This is a genomic window from Christiangramia oceanisediminis (genome assembly GCF_022570735.2).
Taxonomy (GTDB): Bacteria; Bacteroidota; Bacteroidia; order Flavobacteriales; family Flavobacteriaceae; genus Christiangramia; species Christiangramia oceanisediminis.
Genome location: NZ_JANCNS010000001.1, coordinates 42,087 through 62,567, shown reverse-complemented (window position 1 = coordinate 62,567; position 20,481 = coordinate 42,087). Strand labels below are relative to the sequence as shown.

The 20,481-nt window shown below is 34.3% G+C and carries 21 protein-coding genes; 20 read left to right on the top strand and 1 reads right to left on the bottom strand.

The genetic code is table 11. From position 1 onward, the window contains the following. The first annotated feature begins 14 nt into the window (after positions 1–14). The 10 genes from MKO06_RS00285 to MKO06_RS00240 all read left to right on the top strand — a co-directional run bounded on the left by MKO06_RS00285 (position 15) and on the right by MKO06_RS00240 (position 9,159). Positions 15–863, top strand: a complete 849-nt coding sequence (locus tag MKO06_RS00285) for a class I SAM-dependent methyltransferase (RefSeq protein ID WP_241550338.1) — start codon at positions 15–17, stop codon at positions 861–863. Further along, positions 860–1,693 (top strand): polysaccharide pyruvyl transferase family protein, encoded by an 834-nt coding sequence (locus MKO06_RS00280; RefSeq protein ID WP_241550337.1) that lies wholly within the window; start codon positions 860–862, stop codon positions 1,691–1,693. The genes MKO06_RS00285 and MKO06_RS00280 overlap by 4 nt, the downstream gene beginning before the upstream one ends. Positions 1,694–1,732: 39 nt before the next feature. Beyond that, positions 1,733–2,701: a glycosyltransferase family 2 protein gene (locus MKO06_RS00275; protein ID WP_241550336.1), complete on the top strand. Its 969-nt coding sequence runs from the start codon at positions 1,733–1,735 to the stop codon at positions 2,699–2,701. Between the two features lie 82 nt (positions 2,702–2,783). Next, positions 2,784–3,509, top strand: a complete 726-nt coding sequence (locus tag MKO06_RS00270) for an FkbM family methyltransferase (RefSeq protein WP_256946141.1) — start codon at positions 2,784–2,786, stop codon at positions 3,507–3,509. Between the two features lie 21 nt (positions 3,510–3,530). Then, positions 3,531–4,802, top strand: coding sequence for an ABC transporter ATP-binding protein (locus MKO06_RS00265; RefSeq protein ID WP_241550334.1), 1,272 nt, complete (start codon positions 3,531–3,533; stop codon positions 4,800–4,802). Beyond that, positions 4,795–5,544 (top strand): class I SAM-dependent methyltransferase, encoded by a 750-nt coding sequence (locus MKO06_RS00260; protein ID WP_241550333.1) that lies wholly within the window; start codon positions 4,795–4,797, stop codon positions 5,542–5,544. Before MKO06_RS00265 ends, MKO06_RS00260 begins: the two co-directional genes overlap by 8 nt. A gap of 10 nt (positions 5,545–5,554) precedes the next feature. Next, positions 5,555–6,520, top strand: coding sequence for a glycosyltransferase family 2 protein (locus MKO06_RS00255; protein WP_241550332.1), 966 nt, complete (start codon positions 5,555–5,557; stop codon positions 6,518–6,520). 14 nt (positions 6,521–6,534) lie between these two features. After that, entirely contained in the window at positions 6,535–7,374 is an 840-nt protein-coding gene (locus MKO06_RS00250) for a glycosyltransferase family 2 protein (RefSeq protein ID WP_241550331.1), read from the top strand. Between the two features lie 2 nt (positions 7,375–7,376). Beyond that, positions 7,377–8,294, top strand: a complete 918-nt coding sequence (locus MKO06_RS00245) for a glycosyltransferase family 2 protein (protein ID WP_241550330.1) — start codon at positions 7,377–7,379, stop codon at positions 8,292–8,294. 22 nt (positions 8,295–8,316) lie between these two features. After that, positions 8,317–9,159 (top strand): glycosyltransferase, encoded by an 843-nt coding sequence (locus tag MKO06_RS00240; protein WP_241550329.1) that lies wholly within the window; start codon positions 8,317–8,319, stop codon positions 9,157–9,159. A 13-nt stretch (positions 9,160–9,172) separates the two neighbouring features. Here the strand turns inward: MKO06_RS00240 and MKO06_RS00235 are convergent, their stop codons facing one another. Continuing rightward, positions 9,173–10,117 (bottom strand): beta-1,6-N-acetylglucosaminyltransferase, encoded by a 945-nt coding sequence (locus MKO06_RS00235; protein ID WP_241550328.1) that lies wholly within the window; start codon positions 10,115–10,117, stop codon positions 9,173–9,175. A 118-nt stretch (positions 10,118–10,235) separates the two neighbouring features. Here MKO06_RS00235 and MKO06_RS00230 point away from each other — a divergent pair, with 118 nt between their 5' ends. Genes MKO06_RS00230 through MKO06_RS00185 form a run of 10 tightly spaced genes read left to right on the top strand, consistent with a single transcriptional unit; the run spans position 10,236 to position 20,481 of the window. Further along, positions 10,236–11,192, top strand: coding sequence for a glycosyltransferase family 2 protein (locus MKO06_RS00230; protein WP_241550327.1), 957 nt, complete (start codon positions 10,236–10,238; stop codon positions 11,190–11,192). Next, entirely contained in the window at positions 11,183–12,142 is a 960-nt protein-coding gene (locus tag MKO06_RS00225; RefSeq protein WP_256946140.1) for a glycosyltransferase family 2 protein, read from the top strand. Before MKO06_RS00230 ends, MKO06_RS00225 begins: the two co-directional genes overlap by 10 nt. Then, on the top strand, positions 12,139–13,257 hold the full coding sequence (wecB, locus tag MKO06_RS00220; RefSeq protein WP_241550325.1) for a non-hydrolyzing UDP-N-acetylglucosamine 2-epimerase: 1,119 nt from the start codon (positions 12,139–12,141) through the stop codon (positions 13,255–13,257). The genes MKO06_RS00225 and wecB overlap by 4 nt, the downstream gene beginning before the upstream one ends. After that, positions 13,258–14,493 (top strand): glycosyltransferase family protein, encoded by a 1,236-nt coding sequence (locus MKO06_RS00215; protein WP_241550324.1) that lies wholly within the window; start codon positions 13,258–13,260, stop codon positions 14,491–14,493. Then, positions 14,490–15,644 carry a glycosyltransferase gene (locus MKO06_RS00210; RefSeq protein ID WP_241550323.1) on the top strand — a complete coding sequence of 385 codons (1,155 nt, stop codon included), beginning with the start codon at positions 14,490–14,492 and terminating at the stop codon, positions 15,642–15,644. Before MKO06_RS00215 ends, MKO06_RS00210 begins: the two co-directional genes overlap by 4 nt. 13 nt (positions 15,645–15,657) lie before the next feature. After that, positions 15,658–16,746, top strand: coding sequence for a glycosyltransferase family 2 protein (locus MKO06_RS00205; RefSeq protein ID WP_241550322.1), 1,089 nt, complete (start codon positions 15,658–15,660; stop codon positions 16,744–16,746). After that, positions 16,743–17,756, top strand: a complete 1,014-nt coding sequence (locus MKO06_RS00200) for an N-acetylneuraminate synthase family protein (RefSeq protein ID WP_241550321.1) — start codon at positions 16,743–16,745, stop codon at positions 17,754–17,756. Before MKO06_RS00205 ends, MKO06_RS00200 begins: the two co-directional genes overlap by 4 nt. Beyond that, positions 17,743–18,384, top strand: coding sequence for an O-methyltransferase (locus MKO06_RS00195; protein ID WP_241550320.1), 642 nt, complete (start codon positions 17,743–17,745; stop codon positions 18,382–18,384). The genes MKO06_RS00200 and MKO06_RS00195 overlap by 14 nt, the downstream gene beginning before the upstream one ends. Beyond that, complete coding sequence (gene neuC, locus MKO06_RS00190; protein ID WP_241550319.1) at positions 18,381–19,535, top strand: UDP-N-acetylglucosamine 2-epimerase; 1,155 nt, start codon at positions 18,381–18,383, stop codon at positions 19,533–19,535. The genes MKO06_RS00195 and neuC overlap by 4 nt, the downstream gene beginning before the upstream one ends. A gap of 1 nt (position 19,536) precedes the next feature. Next, entirely contained in the window at positions 19,537–20,481 is a 945-nt protein-coding gene (locus MKO06_RS00185; protein WP_241550318.1) for a polysaccharide deacetylase family protein, read from the top strand.

Genomic DNA, 20,481 nt, shown 5'->3' with positions numbered 1-20,481 from the left:
AAATAAATGAAAATATGGATGGACTTAATCTTTCGAAGAACAAAGATTATTATGAGAAATTGTATGCTAATTATGGAATAAAAAATATTTTATATTGGGTAGAAAATCATAATGAATTTTTAAATTCTGCTATAACAACAGAGACTAGTTGGTTTGCTTTATATCAGAATGGATTTAAAAAGCAGCTTGAAAAAGGACCTAAAGTTCTTGAGTTAGGATGTGGTAACTGCATTAATGCGGCAATTATGGCTCGATTGGGCGCCGAGGTATATGCAAATGATATAGCCGATTCGAGTGGAATTATTATTGACAAAATCAATAGGTCATGTAATTTCAAATATCCAATAAAATTTGTTCAAGGTAATTTTTTACATAATGAGCTTCCAAGTAGTTCATTCGATTTAGTGGTTGGAAAAGCTTTTTTACATCACCTTGACATTTCTACAGAAAGAGACTTTATACAAGAAGCAGCAAGACTGTTGAAACCTAAAGGTGAGGCAAGGTTTTTTGAACCAGCAGTAAATAATAAATTTGTAGATCTTATCCGTTGGTATGTACCAGTTCCTGGAAGACCATCTAAATTTAAAAAGAATGCTTTCAGGGATTGGAAAAATAAAGACCCTCATCCAGACAGGGATTTTAGTTCAGGCCATTTTACGGAAGCGGGATATCAATTTTTCAATGAAGTAGAAATAATTCCAGTTGGTTCAATTGAGAGATTGAGTCGTTTTATGTCTTGGGGGAAGTCGAGGGAAAAATTTAGAGCTTGGGCCTTAAAAATGGAAAAATCTTTGCCAAAATTTCTCTCTTATAATTTGGCCAGGGGACAATTGGTAATTTATAAAAACTCAAAGGTTATATGAGGTTATTTTGGTATTCGATTAATAAAATGAATAGGTCTCATCCAATACTGAGTAAAAAAGGAATTAAATCGGTTTTATTATCCCCGAAGGAAAATTATGGTGATTTGATGTCTAAATATCTAACTGAGAAAATTTGTCGAAAAAAAGTTATATGGTTCGATCCCAAAGTTAATGGATACCAAAACCACTTTATGGTGATTGGTAGTATTTTAAATTTTTCCAGAAAAGATTCAATAGTATGGGGTAGTGGGATAATAAATAGGTCTCATCTAATAAAAAAATCAGATTTTAGGGCAGTAAGAGGACCACTAACCAGAAAAAGGCTGTTGGATCATGATTATGATTGTCCCGAAATATATGGTGATCCTGCTATATTGTTGCCAGAATACTATAATCCCGATATTGAAAAAAAATATAAATTAGGAGTTGTACCTCATTTTACGGAATTTTCATTTTTAAGTAAAAAGTTGCAGAAAGATCAAAACATTAATTTAATTAATCTTTTGACTCATGACATTGAAAAAGTCACTAAAGAAATTTTAAAATGCGATTACATCATTTCATCATCCCTTCATGGCCTAATCGTAGCACATGCCTATGAAATTCCTGCAATTTGGGTTAAATTCTCTGATCATCTTTATGGTGATGATATAAAATTTTACGATTACCTTGAATCGATGAGTATTGATTTATATAATCCTATTAAAATAACTCAACGAATAGACTTAAGGGATGTATTGCAATTATTTCACTCAAACAGGAACTTGCCAAGGCCGTTGATTTTGGATAATGTAAAAAATAGATTAATTCAAAACTGTCCGTTTTTGTAAGTTTACGGACATTAGACCTCTTGGCATAAAATTGAGAAAATGGCTAAACCAGTTATATCCATTATAATTCCAACTTATAACCGGTGCCATATTCTTGGAGCTACTTTGGACTCTGTTTTAGCTCAGTCATTTGATAATTGGGAATGTATAATTGTTGATGATTTTTCAAAGGATTATACAACAGAGCTATTAGAGTTTTATTTAGCGAGAGATAAGAGGTTTTTGTTTTTTTCTAAACCTCCGGGCTTTCGAAAAGGAGCTAATGCAGCTAGAAATTTAGGTTTTACGAAAAGCAGCGGCCGTTATATTAATTGGTTTGACAGTGATGATATAATGCATCCAGATTTTCTAAAAAGTAAAGTTCAAGGAATTCTTAATAACAAAACGATCAAATGCACCATAGCAACATTTAAAACTTTTAAGGTTCAAAATGGATCTATGATTTTTGAAAAAGAGCATAGTTTAATATCGAATAACATTTTTCAAAATCTGTGCACAAATATTCATCCAATTCCCACGCATGGACCACTTTGGAAAAGAAGCTACTTAGAAGAATATGAATTATTTAATGAGCACTTATCCATTTCACAAGATCTTGATTTTCATAGCAGGATTTTGCCAAAAGATGACGAAATAGGTATTATTAATTTCCCTCTTTTTTATCTCCGGAAAGGGCATGAGAATTTAACTTCGGATTTATACGAAAATATTCACAAACATTTTTTCTCTTATTTCCAAGTTAGAATGCAAATTGTAAAATTTTATAAGGAAAAAGAGGTAATACAGTCCTACTTTAAAAATGAGTTGATGGGGATGTTTAGATTTCTTCTTGGAAAAAAGAAATATCACATGTGCAACGAGATCTTATTATTTCTGCGAAAAACAGAAAAGCCTTTAAGCTTTTCTAAAAAACTATACTTTTTGAAAATACAAATAATTTTCAGGACCATAAGAATTTTAGGCAGGGGAGAAACCAGGTTCAAAAGTCAGTTTAAATATTATGGGTAGTTTTTTAGTGAAATTCAAAAAGATCTACCGCATCTTGGTTCCGGCTAGATATACACAAAAAGATTTATACGAAAACCGGTTGATGCTGAGTAGGGAAGTAATTTCATTTGAAGAGCACCAACAATATTACTGGGTAAATTTAAAAGATGGCCTAAAATTAATGATTCGAAATTATAATCATAGTGATATTTTGGTTTTCGATCAAATTTTTTCCAAAAGAGAATACGAAATAGCATTGAACTTTCTTAAGATAAACTTTAATAATGAAAAAAAGGTTATTGTAGATCTTGGAGCAAATGTTGGTTATACTACCGTTTTTTTTGGCCGATCTTTTCCCGCCGCAAAGATAATTGCGATTGAACCTGATAAAAAAAATGCAGAAGTTTTTTTGACCAATGTCCAACAACTTGATTGTAATGTGATCCTCTATCAGAATGCTATTGACTCTGAAGGTGGCGGTTATTTTTCTATTAATAGGAATTTTCGGGATGGCCAAGATTGGTCCCTAGTCACGAAACCTGATATGCACGGTATGGTGGAAGGTATTAGTATGGATGATGTAATTTTAAAAAATAGTCTAGAATACATTTCTTTTTTTAAAGTTGATATTGAGGGAGCAGAGCGTTTTATTTTTAATTCGAAGTCTAACATAGAATTTCTGGATATTGTGCAGTTGTTGGCTATAGAAATTCATGACGAATTTTCCATAAGAAATTCTATCTATGATATTTTAATAAAAAAGGGTTTTTGTTTATTTGAGGCAGGAGAACTTACGTATGGAATAAATAAAAACTTTAACTCAAGATAATTTAATAGTACTAATTGGTTTATGGGGGTGATTTTAAAAGCTGAAAATATATCTAAACAATATCGATTGGGAACTGTAGGCACGGGAAGTCTAAGTGATGATCTTAAACGTGCATGGTACAAATTAAGAGGAAAAGAGGATCCCTTTCTTAAAATTGGGGAAGTGAATGATCGAGGGCAAAAAACATTGGAATCATATGTTTGGGCACTTAGAGATATCGAATTTGAAGTGGAACAGGGTGAGGTATTGGGAATTATTGGAAAGAATGGAGCAGGAAAATCTACACTTTTAAAAATCTTGTCAAGGGTGACAGGACCAACTACAGGGATTATTAAAACTAAAGGTAGAATTGCTTCTCTTTTAGAAGTGGGAACTGGTTTTCATGCAGAATTAACCGGACGAGAAAATATCTTTATGAATGGAGCAGTATTGGGGATGACCAAAAATGAGATCAAATCAAAATTGGATGAAATCATTTCATTTTCAGGTTGTGAAATGTATATTGATACACCGGTTAAACGCTATAGTAGTGGAATGACAGTAAGGTTAGCTTTTGCCGTTGCCGCTCACTTAGAACCTGAAATTTTAGTGGTAGATGAGGTTTTAGCAGTTGGGGATGCTGAATTTCAAAAAAAAGCCATTGGTAAAATGAGTTCCCTGTCCAGAGGTGAAGGAAGAACGGTCCTTTTTGTTAGTCATAATATGGCTAGTGTCAAGCAACTTTGTACTAGAGCTATTCTACTTAAAAATGGATATCTATCTTGTCAAGGAGAAGTGGAGACTGTCATTGAAGAATATTTAAAAAACCACCATAACGGATTTGCAGATTTGAATTTTGAAAATTTTAATGATAGGAAAGGTAATTCCGAAATAAAAGTTACAAGAGTCTCGGTATATGGTGAGAATAAAGAATCCCTTCCAAAAAGCGGAAAGCCTTTAAATCTGGAGTTTTACCTTGAGAATAATAAGAATTACTCACTGGAAGATGTCGAACTGGAATTTAGAATTGATGATGGAATTGGTCAGCGATTATTGTGGAACAGCTCAAAAATGGAAAGAGAACAAGGTGATTTTCCTGTAAAGATGATAAAAGCGAGTATGGAAAGGTGTATTCTCAATCAAGGCAGGTATTTTGTAACTTTCTATCTTAAGGTAAAGAGCTCTGAAGCAGACTGGGTTCAAAATGCTTTTAGTTTCACCGTAGAAGAAGGCTTATTTTATAATACTGGAATAGAAGTGCCGATAACCCAGAGTAAAGTTTTGGCTGAATTCGAATTTAAATTTTATGATTAAAAAACTGAAAAGCAAGATCAAAAGATTCGTTGATCTTAGAGTAAAACTTATAAAAGATCAGCAAAGGCTTAATCAGCAAACAATCCTGAATTACCAACAGATATCTCAATTATTCAATCAAGATAGTTTTGTTCCTTTTACGGCATGGGCAATTTCTCCAACCACGGTACTACATGTATTAAATGAAATTGTGGTGAATAACCGAAAGGTGGTAGTTGAATTCGGCGCAGGAGCTTCTACTTTCTATATAGCTAAAGTTATTAAGGTACTGGACCTAAAAACAAAATTTTATGCGGTGGAGTCTAATGAAGAGTGGGCCAGGGAGTTGCAAAGGCAACTTAAACTTTATGGCCTTGAGAATTTTGTGGAAATAATTGTAGCTCCCCTAAGTAACGTGCCTGAAAATTATGCATTTAAACAACAGCATAGCTGGTATGATACAAAAATTTTAGAATCCCGTTTGAAAGATGTACAGGAAGTAGATTTGATTCTTGTAGATGGTCCTCCTGGTGGGAGTTCACCATATGCAAGATTTTCTGCCCTTCCCTATTTATTAAATAAACTGGCTTCAGAGTTCGTTGTTTTTCTCGACGATGTGGAAAGAGCTTATGAAAAGGAAGTAGCTAAGCAGTGGCATAAAAAATTAAAATGCAATGCTAAATTTTACGAGCGGTATGTGGTTTTGAGTAATAGGGAAGGTTTTGATGTGACTCCATTCCAGCTAGGGAATCTTCCAATTTAATATCAACAACATGGCCTTAGTTTCAATCATCATACCTACTTATAATAGGGCCGATTTAATTGGTATAACTTTGGATTCAATTTTAAGGCAGAGTTATTCTAATTGGGAATGTATCATAGTAGATGATGGTTCAGTTGACTATACTGCAGAATTGTTGGAATTATACTCTCTAAAGGATAAAAGAATTAAATATCATCAACGCCCCTTGGAAATGCCGAAAGGTGCTAATTCCTGTAGGAATTATGGATTCACGTTGAGTAAGGGAGAATTTATAAATTGGTTTGATGATGATGATATTATGTTAAGTGGCTTTTTGGAAATTAAAATAAACTCAATATTGAATCACCATAATTTTTTAATTTCAAGTGGGCACTATTTTGATGATATTTCAAAGTCAAGGAGGTTAATTAAATTAAAAAAGACAAGTAACCTCTATAAAGATTTTATTCTTTGGAATTACCAAATTTTAACGCCTTCCGTAATATTTAGAAAAGATTTTTTAAAAAATAAATTTTTATTTAGAACTGAACTATCCAGGGGGCAAGAGGCCGAATTTTTTTCAAGAATTTTTTATAAGGCTCAATCTTGTGAATACAAGGTGGTTGACACGCCATTGTTCTTGTATAGACAACACAGCCAATCAGTTTCTTTTTTAAATCATAATTATGTTGAAGAAAATAAAGAATCTGAAGCTTTTTTTTATGTAGAAAATTTCAAAAGAAGTATAAGATTAAATGATGAAGAACTTATCAATTTTACTTACCAAAAACTTTTGAAGCTTTTTTTTCTAGCAATCAATTCTAAACATATTATAAATGCTAATTATATTTTAAAAAATTTAGCAGCCACTTTAGCTAAACTAGATTTATTATTTTCCCTCGAAATATTCTTTTTAGGAAAAATTTCGCTCTTTTTGAGGAAGAGTAGTTACAAAATTGAAAAAAGATGGAGAAATTTCCATTTAAATTTCTCTTGAATATAATTTAGCATATGAAACCTTTACCCTTGATTTCCATAATTGTTCCCTGCTATAATCAAGGTGTGTATTTGGATGAATGCTTGAGATCGGTAATAGAGCAAAACTACACAAACTGGGAATGTATTATAATCAACGATGGGAGTAGTGATGAAACAGAAGAGATCGCTGCCAAATGGATTTCTTTGGATGATAGGTTTATTTACCTTTGTCAAAACAATCGCGGAGTAAGCGCTGCCAGGAATACTGGGATTTTTAAGGCAAGGGGTACTTATATATTACCCTTAGATGCAGATGATAAAATCTCTGTTGACTATTTGGAATTAGCTATCGCGGAATTTACAAGAAGTTCGAATTTAAAGGTGATTACCTCTTACGCTAAAAAGTTTGGGAAGATTAATTCTTTCTGGGAATTAGAAAATTTTTCATTACAGCAGTTAGCTAAGCAAAATATAATTTTTTCTTCTTCACTTTTCAAAAAAGAAGATTGGGAGAAGATAGGGGGGTATGATGAAAATTTGAGTTTGGGCCTAGAAGATTGGGAATTCTGGATTTCATTATTAAAATATGGAGGTAATGTATACAGGATCGAAAAAGTTTGCTTTTTTTATAGAATCAAAGCTAATTCTAGGAATATGGATCTTTCAAGTGATGATTTTTCAAGTATTCATAAATATATTAGTGTAAAACATGCTGACTTTTTTGTTAAGTATTTAGGCTCCTTTCATGAACTTCATTATAAATTGAACAAATTAGAAAACGAGTATATTAGTAAACTTCAAAATAAAAAATACATTCTAGATCTTTTCTGTAAGAATTTTTTTGGGTTTACATTATTTGGTAGAATTAAGTGATATTGATTACTCAAAAAATAATAATAGTTATTGTTACCTATAATGGAATGCCATGGATAGACAAATGTCTTAGAAGTAGTTCCAACTTTAAGGTTATTGTGGTAGATAATTGTTCTAGTGACGGAACATCAGATCATATTAAGTCAAACTATCCTGATGTAGAACTTATTCAACAGCAAAAAAATTTAGGTTTTGGTGCGGCTAATAATATTGGGATTTCCAAAGCACTTCGTGAAGGTGCTGATTTTGTTTTTTTATTAAATCAGGACGCTTATTTAGAAGAAGGAGTGTTAGAAAAAATGATTGATGTTGCAAAAAAAAATCCTGAATACGGTGTTTTAAGTCCAATTCATTTAAAAGGAAATGGACGTGGTTTGGAACCAGTTTTTTCTTACTATTTGCATAAGGAAAATGATAATGGTCTATTTTCAGATCTTATTCTGCAAAAATCGACTAAGGATATTTATGACATTTCTATGGTCAATGCCGCCGCCTGGCTTATTCCTCGCAAAACTTTTGAGACAATAGGGGGATTTCAACCCCTTTTCTTTTTATACGGAGAAGATGATAATTATTGCCAAAGAGTATGGTATCATGGATTTAAAGTAGGCGTGGTGGTAAATTGTTTTATTAGGCATGATAGTAACAATAATTACCACATTTATCCCGTGAAAGGTACCAAGAAGTATTACGAAAAATTTTTAAATCGTATAAAAGTAGATTATGCCGATGTGAATAGCGAGAGGTATAAAAGGGTGAAAAATTTAGGCTCTTTTTACTTTAAAAAAGCGATAGTTTCTTTATTCCAAAATGACTTTGAAAGTTTTAAGGCAAATTTAAAAAAACGTGAAATTGTAAATGGTTTGGATTTCGCTAAACAAATAGAGAAAGATCGAGCCAAAGGCATGCATTATTTGTAGGAAAATTCTTAAAAGAAACATAGTGAAAAACCCTAAAGTTTCTATAATCATAACATGTTACAATGATCCTGATATCATTAAAGCTGTGGAATCAGCAGCAAATCAAACATATTCCTCAAAGGAAATTATTGTTATAGATGACGGATCTAATGACGAAATCAAAGACTTAATTGCTAATCTAAAAGAAAATGTTGATTTAATAATTACGCAGGAGAATAAAGGTCAGAGTAAGGCGCGAAATAATGCTATAAAATCTTCTTCGGGCGAATTTATTCTAAATTTGGATTCCGATGATTATTTCGAATCGTCTTTCGCAGAAAAAGCTGTTAAAAAGCTTATTGAAAATAAGGATTATAAGGTGATTACCTGTAAAGCCAGACGTTTCGATAAAAATGGGACTATTGACATTTTTACTCCAAGTGGGGGCAGAATAGATTCTTTTCTTTTTAGTAATGCAGCATTGGGCAGTTCCATGTTCAGAAAAATAGACTGGGAACGCGTTGGAGGATATGAAGAAGAATTACCAATATTGGGTTTTGAAGATTGGGATTTTTATATTAAAATCCTGAAGGAGGCAGGTTCCGCATTTGTTCTTAATGAGGTCCTATTCAATTATCAAGTAAGACCGGGAAATACCACTTCAAGAATACGAAATCAAAGGGTTACTAAATTTAAGCTAATTGTTAAAAATCATCCAGAATTATATAGGGAGCATCATGTTGCACTCGTAGGTCATCTTTTTAAAAGACTTAAAAGGGCTGAGGAAGAGAAAAATAGGCGAGAGAACAGCTTTGATTATCAATTAGGCAATAAAATTCTTATGCCGTTTAGGTCGTTAAAGAGAATACTTTGGAATAAAAAATAATTTCTAAAAAGTTCTACTTTTTAATTATTTGATCAATTTCATTTAAAACTGTAGAATCTAAATTCAGGTCAAATTTTCGAGCAAAAAGTTTCGTGTCGGCTGCTTTTTTTAATTCCTCTAAATTACCTGAAGTAAATGTTGCAGGGATGGATATTCTTTTGTCTGTCCAATTAGTATATGTCAAGCCAGGTTTTATTTTTAAATTCAATTTGTTATTAATTGCCATAATAATACTGTGAAAGAAAATTTCATCAGGTAACAATGTATATTTATGAAATGCCAAATAATCTGGGTGCTCTTCTAAAAAAACAATAATTTGCTTAACTACCTTTATAGGTAAAGCAAACCATTGTGATCCGCCGAAAGGTTTTAAATTCCTAGGAAAGTCTCTCGTTCGAAAAATATTAAATAGGGTTTTAAATTCACCTCTTTTTATAAGAAATTTAATTTTTCCAATATTTCCTATTTTATAAAAATCCTTATCATAAATAGATGGCAAAAGAAAATAATCTCCACGTCCAGTTCCCCAATTGAATTTATATTTTTGAAGACGATTTAGACCACATTCGGCCCATTCTGGATTCGGAATAGGAAAAACATCTATAAAGATGTTATTTCTATTTTTTGCAAAAAAGTCAACAATATATTTAGAGGAATGCAACGGGTAGTCTTGCCCACTCAAAATGATGCAAAAGCTATCCTGAGTAGTAGTTTTAATTTCTTTGAACGCCTGTAAGGTAGCAAGTACAATTCCAATGTCCCCCCACATTCCAGAATACCTTTTATTTTTCTCAAGAAAATAAACGTTGGGAAGATCAATGTTTCTTTTGAATTTGTCAATTGAAGTGTTCTTATCTATATGAACGTAAAATCTGCTAGACGCAGAGTCAAGTGATTTGATCAGCCGAAATACCTGTTTTGGGGCCCTATGAGCTAGTATAATATAATGTAGTTCCATTAATAGTCAAAGTAACTTAAGTTTTTCGGTTATTAACTAATTTATTTATATCATGATTAAAACCTTAAAAATCTTTAAGTTTGATATTATCTAATTTTTGAAATTACTTTTTTAATGTATGAAGGATAATTATGAACCGCTGGTCGTAATCCTTTTAGCGTCCTTCAATCGAGCTCACTTAATAGGGGAAACCTTGAGGTCCATAAAAGAACAAACTTACAAAAACTGGGAATGTTTTATAACCGATGATAACTCCTTAGATAATAGTGAAACGGTTATCAAAGCAATTATTAAAGATGATAATCGGTTTAGTTATTATAGAAAACCAGCAGGTTATAAACAAGGCCTGTCCGGGACTAGAAATTTTGGTCTAGATTTAGCTTTTAAAAAAGGTGCCAGGTACATTCAATTTTTTGATGATGATGATTTGATGCATCCTTTGAAATTGGAGTTGCAAATGAATCCATTTCTAGATAATCCCACACTTAATTTTACAGTTTGCAAGTTCGAAAAGCTTAAAATAAAGGATAACGGCAAAGTGATAATAGAAAGACCAGATTATAATCTATCTCATAGGCATCTTGGTGATGCAATTTTAACAGGTGCTTTGAAGATGAATAGTTTGAGTCCTTTGTGGAATATAGAGATATTTAAAGAATTTAAATTTGATGAATCTTTGGATTATGCAGAAGAGTGGGAGCTATACACAAGGATAGGTTATACATATCCTGGAAATTACTCTGCCGTTGATAAATATTTATTCCAATATAGAAAACATAAGGATTCAATTACTTTAGGGAATGATGAAAATTTTCTAAAAGAAAAAACATCTGCAATTGTTAGGATAAAAATTCTTCATTTTTTAACTAAAAAAAAATTACATACAAAAACCAGTATTAAATTTTTGGCAATAACATTTAGTCATTATAATTATAAACCTTTATACATTAAGGGTTTGTTGTGCTATGTTCAAGAGAACAAACTACCATATAAATTAAATGTTTTTTTAAAATTTTTATTAGTTACAACAAAGTTCAATAGGAAAGTTTTTGCCAAAATAGCTACTTGGATTTAAAAATGAAAAATTTGTATCCAACAGTATCCATTATCATCCCAACCTTCAACAGAAGAGAAAGACTTGTGGAAACTCTCAAATCTTTGAAACTCCAAATTTTTAAGAATTGGGAATGTCTTGTTATAGATGATGAAAACTCAATGCAAACAAGAATGTTATTGGATGGGTTTAGCAAGAATGACTCAAGATTCAAATATTTCAATAGACCAATTGAGTTAAAGAAAGGAGCTGCTTCATGCAGGAATTTTGGATTTCAAAAAAGTAAAGGGAATTATATTCAATGGCTAGATGATGATGATTTCTTATCTAATAATAAACTTCATTTACAAGTGAGGATTTTGGAAAAAATAAAAGATCAGTTGACCGTTGCGACATGTCCATGGGATTTATTTTGGCCAAAAAAGAAACTTGAACCAAAAAGCCCTTTTCCAGGGGAAGGTTTTTTTACAGTTCAATCCGTTTTTGAAAGGATTACAGAAAAAAAAACTTTTTTGCCACTACATACGTACTTGATTCCGAAAAATATTATTCGAATTGCGGGTCTTTGGAATTCGAGTTTGACTCTAAATGATGATGCTGAATTTATGTGTAGAGTCTTGGTGAATAGTCAAAATGTTTTTAATACAGACGGTTGTTATGCCTTTTATGGGGAACATTCGGGAGTTAGAATTAGCTCAAATTTCACTAATATAAGCATAAAATCTAATATTTTAAGTCTCCGTTTAATGAAAGCTACATTAGAATTTAATGACATATTTGTAGATGCTTTTTTCCAGTGGAAGGCAATGAATTTATATGTGCAATGTGATAGAGTAGATAAATCCTTAATTGAAAAATATAAAAATTTTTTTATGGAAAACGGAATTAGGGTTGATTTAAAATTTTATTTGAATACAAAAATTTACTTGTATAAGAGAGTGAAGCCTATACTGAAAAGAATCGGTTTATGAAATTGATTTTATTTTTTGGTACGCGACCGGAAGCTATAAAAATGGCACCTATTATTCATGAATTACAGATGCAAAAAATAGACTTTAAGGTTTGTGTTACGGGCCAACATCGTGAAATGCTTCAACAGACGTTGAATTTTTTTAATATAAGACCTGAATTTAATTTGGATCTCATGAAGAAAAATCAGCGGCTGAATGATCTTGGATCAAATATTCTTAGAAAGGTGGATAGTATCCTAGAAAATGAGAAGCCTGATCTTGTCTTGGTACATGGAGATACTACTACTGCAGCTTTCACTTCTTTGGCCGCATTTCATCGTGAAATAAAAATTGGTCATGTTGAGGCAGGTTTAAGAACTTATAATAAAACGTCTCCCTTTCCTGAAGAAATAAATAGACAATTAATTAGTAGAATGGCCACTTTCCATTTTTCACCAACGATTTCTGCGAAGCAAAATTTGCTTAAGGAAAACATAGAAGAAGAAGGTATATTAGTCACAGGTAACACGGTTGTTGATGCTCTTGAGTTTGGAAAAAGAAAAATTGAAGAATTGTCAAATCATGAGATTTCAAATTTAACTGGCATACCATTAGAATCTTTAAATAAATTTATCCTTGTTACAGGTCATCGTAGGGAAAGTTTTGGGGAAGGTATCGAGAATCTATGCGAAGCAATGCTTGAAATCGTAAAAATTGAAAAAATTGATTTTGTATATCCCGTACATCTTAATCCAAATGTTAGAGATACTGTCTATAAAAAATTAGGGGATATTAATAACATTCATCTTATTAACCCAGTTAGTTATCCGGTCATGTTATACTTGATGAAAAACTGCGAGTTTATCATTTCAGATTCAGGAGGGATTCAGGAGGAGGCACCTGCATTTAATAAAAAAATACTGGTCACTCGTGATTTTTCTGAGAGGATGGAAGGCGTAGAAGCAGGCTTTTCGATTCTTGTGGGTACTCAAAGGGACAAAATAATAAGAGAAGCTTCTAGGTTATTAAAGGATTCTCGAAGAAGCCAAAAGCTAAAAAATCCTTATGGAGATGGAAAAGCAGCAATAAGAATTGTTAGGTCAATTAATGATAATTTCGGAGATAACCAACGGTGAATGAAACGCATACTAATTGTTGCAGAATCCATAGATGCAAATCAGGGAAGCGGCGCAAAAGCAAATCTTGCTCTAATTCAAAACCTCGCGCAGGCCGGTTTTAAGTGTAAAGTATTTCATTATTCGAGAAAGCAAATTGAGTTAGAAAATTTAAGGACAATATTAATACCAGAGAATCGATATAGTTTACTCTTCTTTTTAAGTAGAATAGAAAGATATTTAAGAAGTTATTTAAAATTAAGTCTTAATCCTAAAATAGAAAAAAAAACCGGCTTTTCTTTTACCTTAAAGAATGATCGAAATAGTATAATAGCTGCCCTTAAAAAGGAAAAGAATTTTTCGCCAGACTGGATCCTTAGCCTTAGCCAGGGAGGGAGCTTCAGGCCACATCATGCGCTTTTGAGAATGCCCGAACTCCATGATAAATGGATCGCTTATATTCATGATCCTTATCCAATGCACTGGTACCCGAAGCCATATACCTGGAAAGAACCAGGACATGAACTTAAACAGCAATTTATGAAATCGATAGCCGATTGTTGTACATATACCGCTTTTCCTTCAGAATTGCTGATGGAATTAATGGGAAAGCACTATAGGCCATTTAGGGAAAAAGGGATTGTAATTCCACACCAGATTGCTGATGAGGTAAGGGAACGGAAACCAGACTTTCTTAAAATCGATCCCACAGAATTTATTTTGCTGCACGCCGGAAACCTACTTCAGGCGAGAAAACCGAAAGGATTAGTAGAAGGATTCAGGAGTTTTCTATTGAATAATCCAAGTGCCAAAGCTAAATTAATCCTCATTGGTCCTGCTCCTCACTATGAGGAATACCTGAAAGGAATTTCTAAAGAGGAACCAAGGATTATCTCGATTTGCGAAAATAAGAGCTTTGAAGAAGTGACCTGGTTGCAAAACCGGGCAAGTGTAAATATAATTCTGGAAGCGAAAGCGACATCAAGCCCTTTTCTTCCCGGTAAATTTCCCCACTGTATTCGAACACGAAAACCAATTTTGGTCCTGGGGCCCGTTGTTAGTGAGGTAAGAAGAATTTTAGGGCCTGATTATCCCTACTGGTCTTCTATAGATGATATGAAACGCATATCCAATCATGTTGAAATACTGTATAAGAAATGGGAATCTGGTTCATTAGAAATGGACTATGAAGATCAGTTTGAATATCTTTCTTCGTCTCATTTAAAAAAAATGATTGAAAATCTAAGAAAACCATGAAGATACTTATGGTTTCCATATTCGCCCCGCATTTCTTTAACTGGACTGAGCAGCTAAAGGATTCTGGCCACGAGGTTTATTGGATGGATGTCATGGATTCCAATACGAGGGTTGAAAAGATCGATTTTGCTGAACAGATCACCGGTTGGCGATATAAATGGGATTTTCACGGTAGATACCTGCTAAAAAAGAATTTTCCTGGATTAACAAAATTGATCAATCACTTTAATGAACGGGACTTTCAAAAGGAATTAGAGGTCCAGATAAGGAGAATAGAACCCGATGTAATTCATAATTTCATCATTTATAAAACGGCTGTGGCGACCCTGCCGGTAATTAAAAAATTTCCTAAGATAAAATGGATCCTAAGCACCTGGGGAAGTGATCTGTATTATTATAGCCAGTGTGATGAGCATTTACAGGACATTAAACAAGTCCTTGGAAATATTGATTATTTATTCACCGATTGTTACCGGGATCATCATTTAGCTGAACGTATTGGTTTTAGGGGTATTTACCTTGGGAGCTTTCCAGGTGGGGGAGGATATGACCTGGCCAAATGGAATAAGTTTTCGATAGATTTTGAACTCAGAAAAAATATTGCCATTAAAGGTTACCAGGGAATTCATGGCAGGGCGATCCAGGTATTAAAAAGTCTGTTGCCTCTAAAGGAAGAATTAGATCATTACCAAATGACGATATTTGGGGCCGATCCTAAGGTGATTGATTTTGTTAGGGAATCTGAATTTTCGAACTGGCCAAACTTAAAGGTTTATCAAAATATGCCTCATTCTCAGGTTATGGAATTACTTGGAAGATCAATACTGTATATTGGGAACAGCTTATCAGATGGAATGCCTAATACCTTGCTGGAAGCATTGGTAATGGGAGCCTTTCCAATCCAGTCAAATCCAGGTGGTGCCTCAGGAGAAATTATTGATGATGGTTTCAATGGCTTACTTATCGAGGATCCTGAGGATATAGATAAATTAACAGGATTGTTTCGTAATATGTTGAATTACAAACAAATTGAGCTCAAAGAGGGAGTGAATTTCAATAGTGAAAATTGGAAACCTAATCTGGATAGGAAGTTTATCAAAGAAAAGGTCCTTAAAAAGTATAAATTAGTAGAGAATAGTTTAGATAAATAGTATTGCGAATTGTATGCCCCCGAAAATAACTATCATATACGCCAACCGAGAAAAGGACCAGGACCGGATTCGGATTAGCCTGGAGTCTTTGAGAAGGCAGGAAAAACATAATTTCCAGGTTATTTTTGTTGATTACGGCAGTTCGAAGGAATTGGTTCAGGCTTATCAAAGGATTTTTCAGGAATACCCTTTTGCAGATTTGCATGCCCTCGATGTTTCCCAGGTACTATGGAATAAAAGTAAGGCTCTTAATTATGGTATCTTAAATGCCGATACTCCTTATATTTTCATTGCCGATGTTGATCTGGTATTTCACTCAATGGCTACCAGTCATTTTGAGGATATGTGTACACCTGAAGCTTTTTATCTTTTTTCATTGGGGTATTTAAGCAAAGAGCAATCAAAAGAATTACACGATCAAAGTCAGTTCGATGATTTGAAAGCAGATCGATTTGGTAATGTAAATGGAATGATCCTGGCCAGCAGGAATGCCTTTCAGGATATTGATGGTTTTGACGAGTTTTTTCATTTTTACGGTGCAGAGGATGTGGATCTATTCGACAGGATGGAAGCCAATGGTTTGAAGCGTAAAAAATGTGACAGGGACCTCTTTTATCATCAATGGCATAAGAGCTTTTCAGGATCGGAAGATGAACTGATCACCGAAAAACCACGGCTAAAGAATATCATGCGTATCAATGAGCGTCACTACCTGCGAAATAAGAAACGAGGAATCATAAGGCCTAAAAGCCAGCACAGGATGGGAACTATCATAGATCCAGCCAGGGCTGCGAGGCTTGCCAAACCCGATTATTCGATGCAAATCCTGAATATCAAAGCACATGTAGAACACTTTCTAGAGGAAGAGTTAAAATCAATAAAAGGGGTTGTAAAAGCAAATTTCACATTGGATCCTTTTTATGGCAGCAATAAGTATAGCCTTAAGAAGGTAATGGGTAAACAAACTCAGATATACTTAACGTTAAAGGAAGTAAATGATTTAATTCTTAAAAAGATCCTGTTCCAGTATCGAGATGCCAATTATTCTTTTAAAATTGCAAGTGATCTGAAAAGTATCGAATTTCGAATAGAACTGGAATGAAGAATAAAATTGAAATCATTGCTGAAATTGGGCAGGCCCATGACGGAAGCCTGGGCATGGCAATGAGTTATATCGATGCTTTGGCAGAAACTGGTATAGATACCGTAAAATTCCAGGTTCATATAGCAGAAGCTGAAAGCAGCAAATATGAACCTTTCCGTATCAAATTCTCAAAACAGGATAATTCACGCTTTGATTATTGGAAACGTATGGAGTTTTCAATTGAACAATGGCAGTTATTAAAATCAAGATGTGAGGAAAAAGGAGTTGAATTCCTTGCTTCACCATTTAGTAATGCTGCGGTGGACCTATTAGAAGAATTAGGGGTTAAAAGATATAAGATAGGTTCAGGTGAGATAACGAATTTCCTTTTGCTGGAAAAGGTTGCCAGGACTGGAAAACCAGTGATCTTATCTTCTGGTATGAGTTCTTACGAGGAACTCGATCAAACCATCGCATTTTTGAAAGAACGGGATGTAGAGCTATCCATTTTACAGTGTACCACATCTTACCCTACCCAACCGGAAAATTACGGATTAAACGTGATTCCTGAGCTGAAGCAATGCTATGGTCTAAAAACGGGTTATTCCGATCATTCTGCCCGACCCGAAACCTGCATAGCGGCAATTACATTGGGCGCCGAGATCCTGGAATTTCATGTGGTTTTCAGTCGTAAGAGTTTTGGGCCTGATGCATCTTCTTCTCTCCAGATCGATGAAATTAAAAATCTTGTAAGGGCGGTTAGGAATATTGAAGTTGCGCTGGGACATCCAGTTGATAAATCGGATAATACCATTTTTTCAGACTTAAAAAAGATATTTGAAAAGTCACTTTCCGTAAATAAAACCCTGAACACCGGACATGTCTTGAGCTTTGAAGATCTGGAAGCCAAAAAACCAGCATTAATAGGGATACCGGCCAGCGAATTTCGGCAGGTTATTGGGAAACCTATCAAAAGAGAACTTAAGCAGTGGGAATTTTTAAACTGGGATGACCTTGACTCCAATTAAAGATTTTACAAAGAGACAGCACAGGAAATTCACCCAGGCTGAAGGTAGCCAGTATATAGCCAGTGAATATGCAGTGCTGCAGATTATTAAACTGATCAAAAAATTTCAGCCCAAACATATCCTGGAAGTAGGAGTGGGGATCGGTACAATATCTGATTCTATCATAAAAGCTGGTTTTGGCTTCCAGCCTATTGTTTACGGTATTGAGAATAACAGGTTCTGCCTGGATCAGATTCCTGGAAACTTAGGGGATTCGTATGGAGAGCTACGTTTATTCCATGGTATTCATTATTTACCGCGAGATATTAAATTTGATTTAATAGTAATTGATGGAAAGGAAGAGTATTTAGAGAACTTAAAAGACAGCATAAGTCCAAGATGTATTCTAATAATAGAAGGGGATAGAAAAGACCAAGTTGAAAGTTTAAGGTTTATGTTTCCTAAGCACAAATTTGCGCCAATGGTTTCCATCAAAAGAAATAGCAAATTTTCTAAAAAGGATCCTAATGAATTTCAGGGGGGTATAAAGTTGATTTTTATAAATCCTAATCTAGAACAGTTGGCTTTTTGGTTTAAAACAAAGGTTATAATGAAATTAAAATATTTTAAAAGAGATTATTTCTCATGAAACGTAAAATCTGTGTAGTAATTACGGCCCGTCCTTCCTACAGTAGAGTGAGGTCCGCCTTAAAAGCAATTCACCAACATGAGAACCTGGAATTACAGTTGGTGATCGCCGGTTCAGCTTTGCTCGATCGATATGGGAATGCGGCAGATTTTATAAAAAAAGATGGTTTTGTTGCCAACGCTAAGGTCTTTATGGTGCTCGAGGGAGAGAATCCAACAACTATGGCTAAGACTACAGGTCTGGGTCTTATGGAACTTACCAATGTATTTTATAATTTACAGCCAGACGCTGTCATTACCATCGCCGACCGCTTCGAAACCATTGCTACCTCAATAGCAGCGGCCTATCAGAACATTCCACTTATTCATTTGCAGGGTGGAGAAGTAACCGGTAGTATAGACGAGAAGGTGAGACACGCCAATACCAAACTGGCGGATCTGCACCTGGTTTCCAATGAAGACGCAAGGGAGCGCGTGATCAAATTAGGAGAGGATCCTGAAATGGTGATCAATACCGGTTGTCCTTCCATTGATCTTGCCAGGGAAATAATCAATGAACCCAAATTAACTTTTGATCCTCTTGAGAAATATGGTGGAGTAGGAAAAAGGATCGATTGGCAAGATGGTTATATCGTAGTGATGCAACATCCGGTTACCTCGGAATACGCAGAGTCCAGACAGCATGTCATGGAAACACTTTACGCTGTTGCAGAATCAGGTATACCTGCCTTCTGGTTCTGGCCAAATGTAGATGCGGGATCTGACGGTACTTCAAACGGCATCAGAACATTCAGGGAAAAGAAAGATCCTGAAAACATTCATTTTTTCAAGAACATGGATTCACTCGATTTTTTACGATTATTAAAGCATTCAAAAATGATCATCGGAAACTCCAGTGCCGGGATAAGAGAATGTAGTTATCTAGGTGTACCGGCTCTTGATATCGGTAGCAGGCAGCATAGAAGGTTAAAGGCTGAAAATGTTTGCCATGTTGGTTATAACAGAAAGGAGATTCTGGAAAAAATAATGGAATTGAATGGAAAAGGGCATTTTCCTTCCTCTACAATATATGGTAATGGCGATTCAGGGAAAAAGATCGCGGATATTCTTTCGGCAGTTAAACTGACATCCTCAAAAAGTATCCATTACTAAAATGCTTGCAGTTGCCAATTTTCACTATATCCGTCATGATTTTAATGCAGACTACCCAAGTATATATGGTCTAAGCCCAAAACAGTTCAAGGATCAGTTAAAAGAACTGGCGAAATATGGCCGTTTTGTTTCTCAGGCAGAGGTCTTAGAGGGTATACCTGAAAATGATAAGGCCATATTAATAACTTTTGATGATGGGTTAAAAGAACAGTTTGATTTGGCAAAACCCATTCTTGACGAACTGAAGATTCCATTTATTTGTTTTGTAAATACTTCTAATTTCACTGAAAGGAAAGTTTCCCTTGTTCATAAAATTCATCTATTAAGATCCAAGGTTCCACCTTCGAGCCTATTAAATGAAATTGAAAAAAAATCTAGCATTTGCCTTGATACGGAAGAAGTTTCCAAAGCCACAGCACATTATAACTATGATTCAGAAGAGGTAGCCACACTAAAATATCTGCTCAATTTTAAACTCGGATTAAAGGAGTTAAAACAATTTACAGATCGTTTGTTTGAAAATCACTTCAATGAATCAGTGGTCGTAGATAAACTATATATGACCAGCCAGCAATTACAGGAACTCTGGAGCAATGACAATCTTGGTTCACATGGGCACCATCACGATCCACTGGGAATGCTAAATTTGGATGAGGCGCAGGAAAATTTGAAGAATACCCAGCAATTTTTTGAAGATGAATTTGGAGCCAGGGCGCGATCCTTCAGTTATCCATACGGTTCGTATGAAGCTTCTAAGGGACTGGAAAAGATATTGCAAAATGCAGGTTTTGAGGTCGCTTTTACGATGGAAAGAGCTCTGAATAGAGATACTTCCGGGAACCGTTATCTGTTGGGTAGGTATGACTGTAATGACCTTCCAGGCGGTAAGGCAAATCTCTTTAAAACAACAACCTTATTCCAGGATCCCGATTTTTCTAAATGGTAG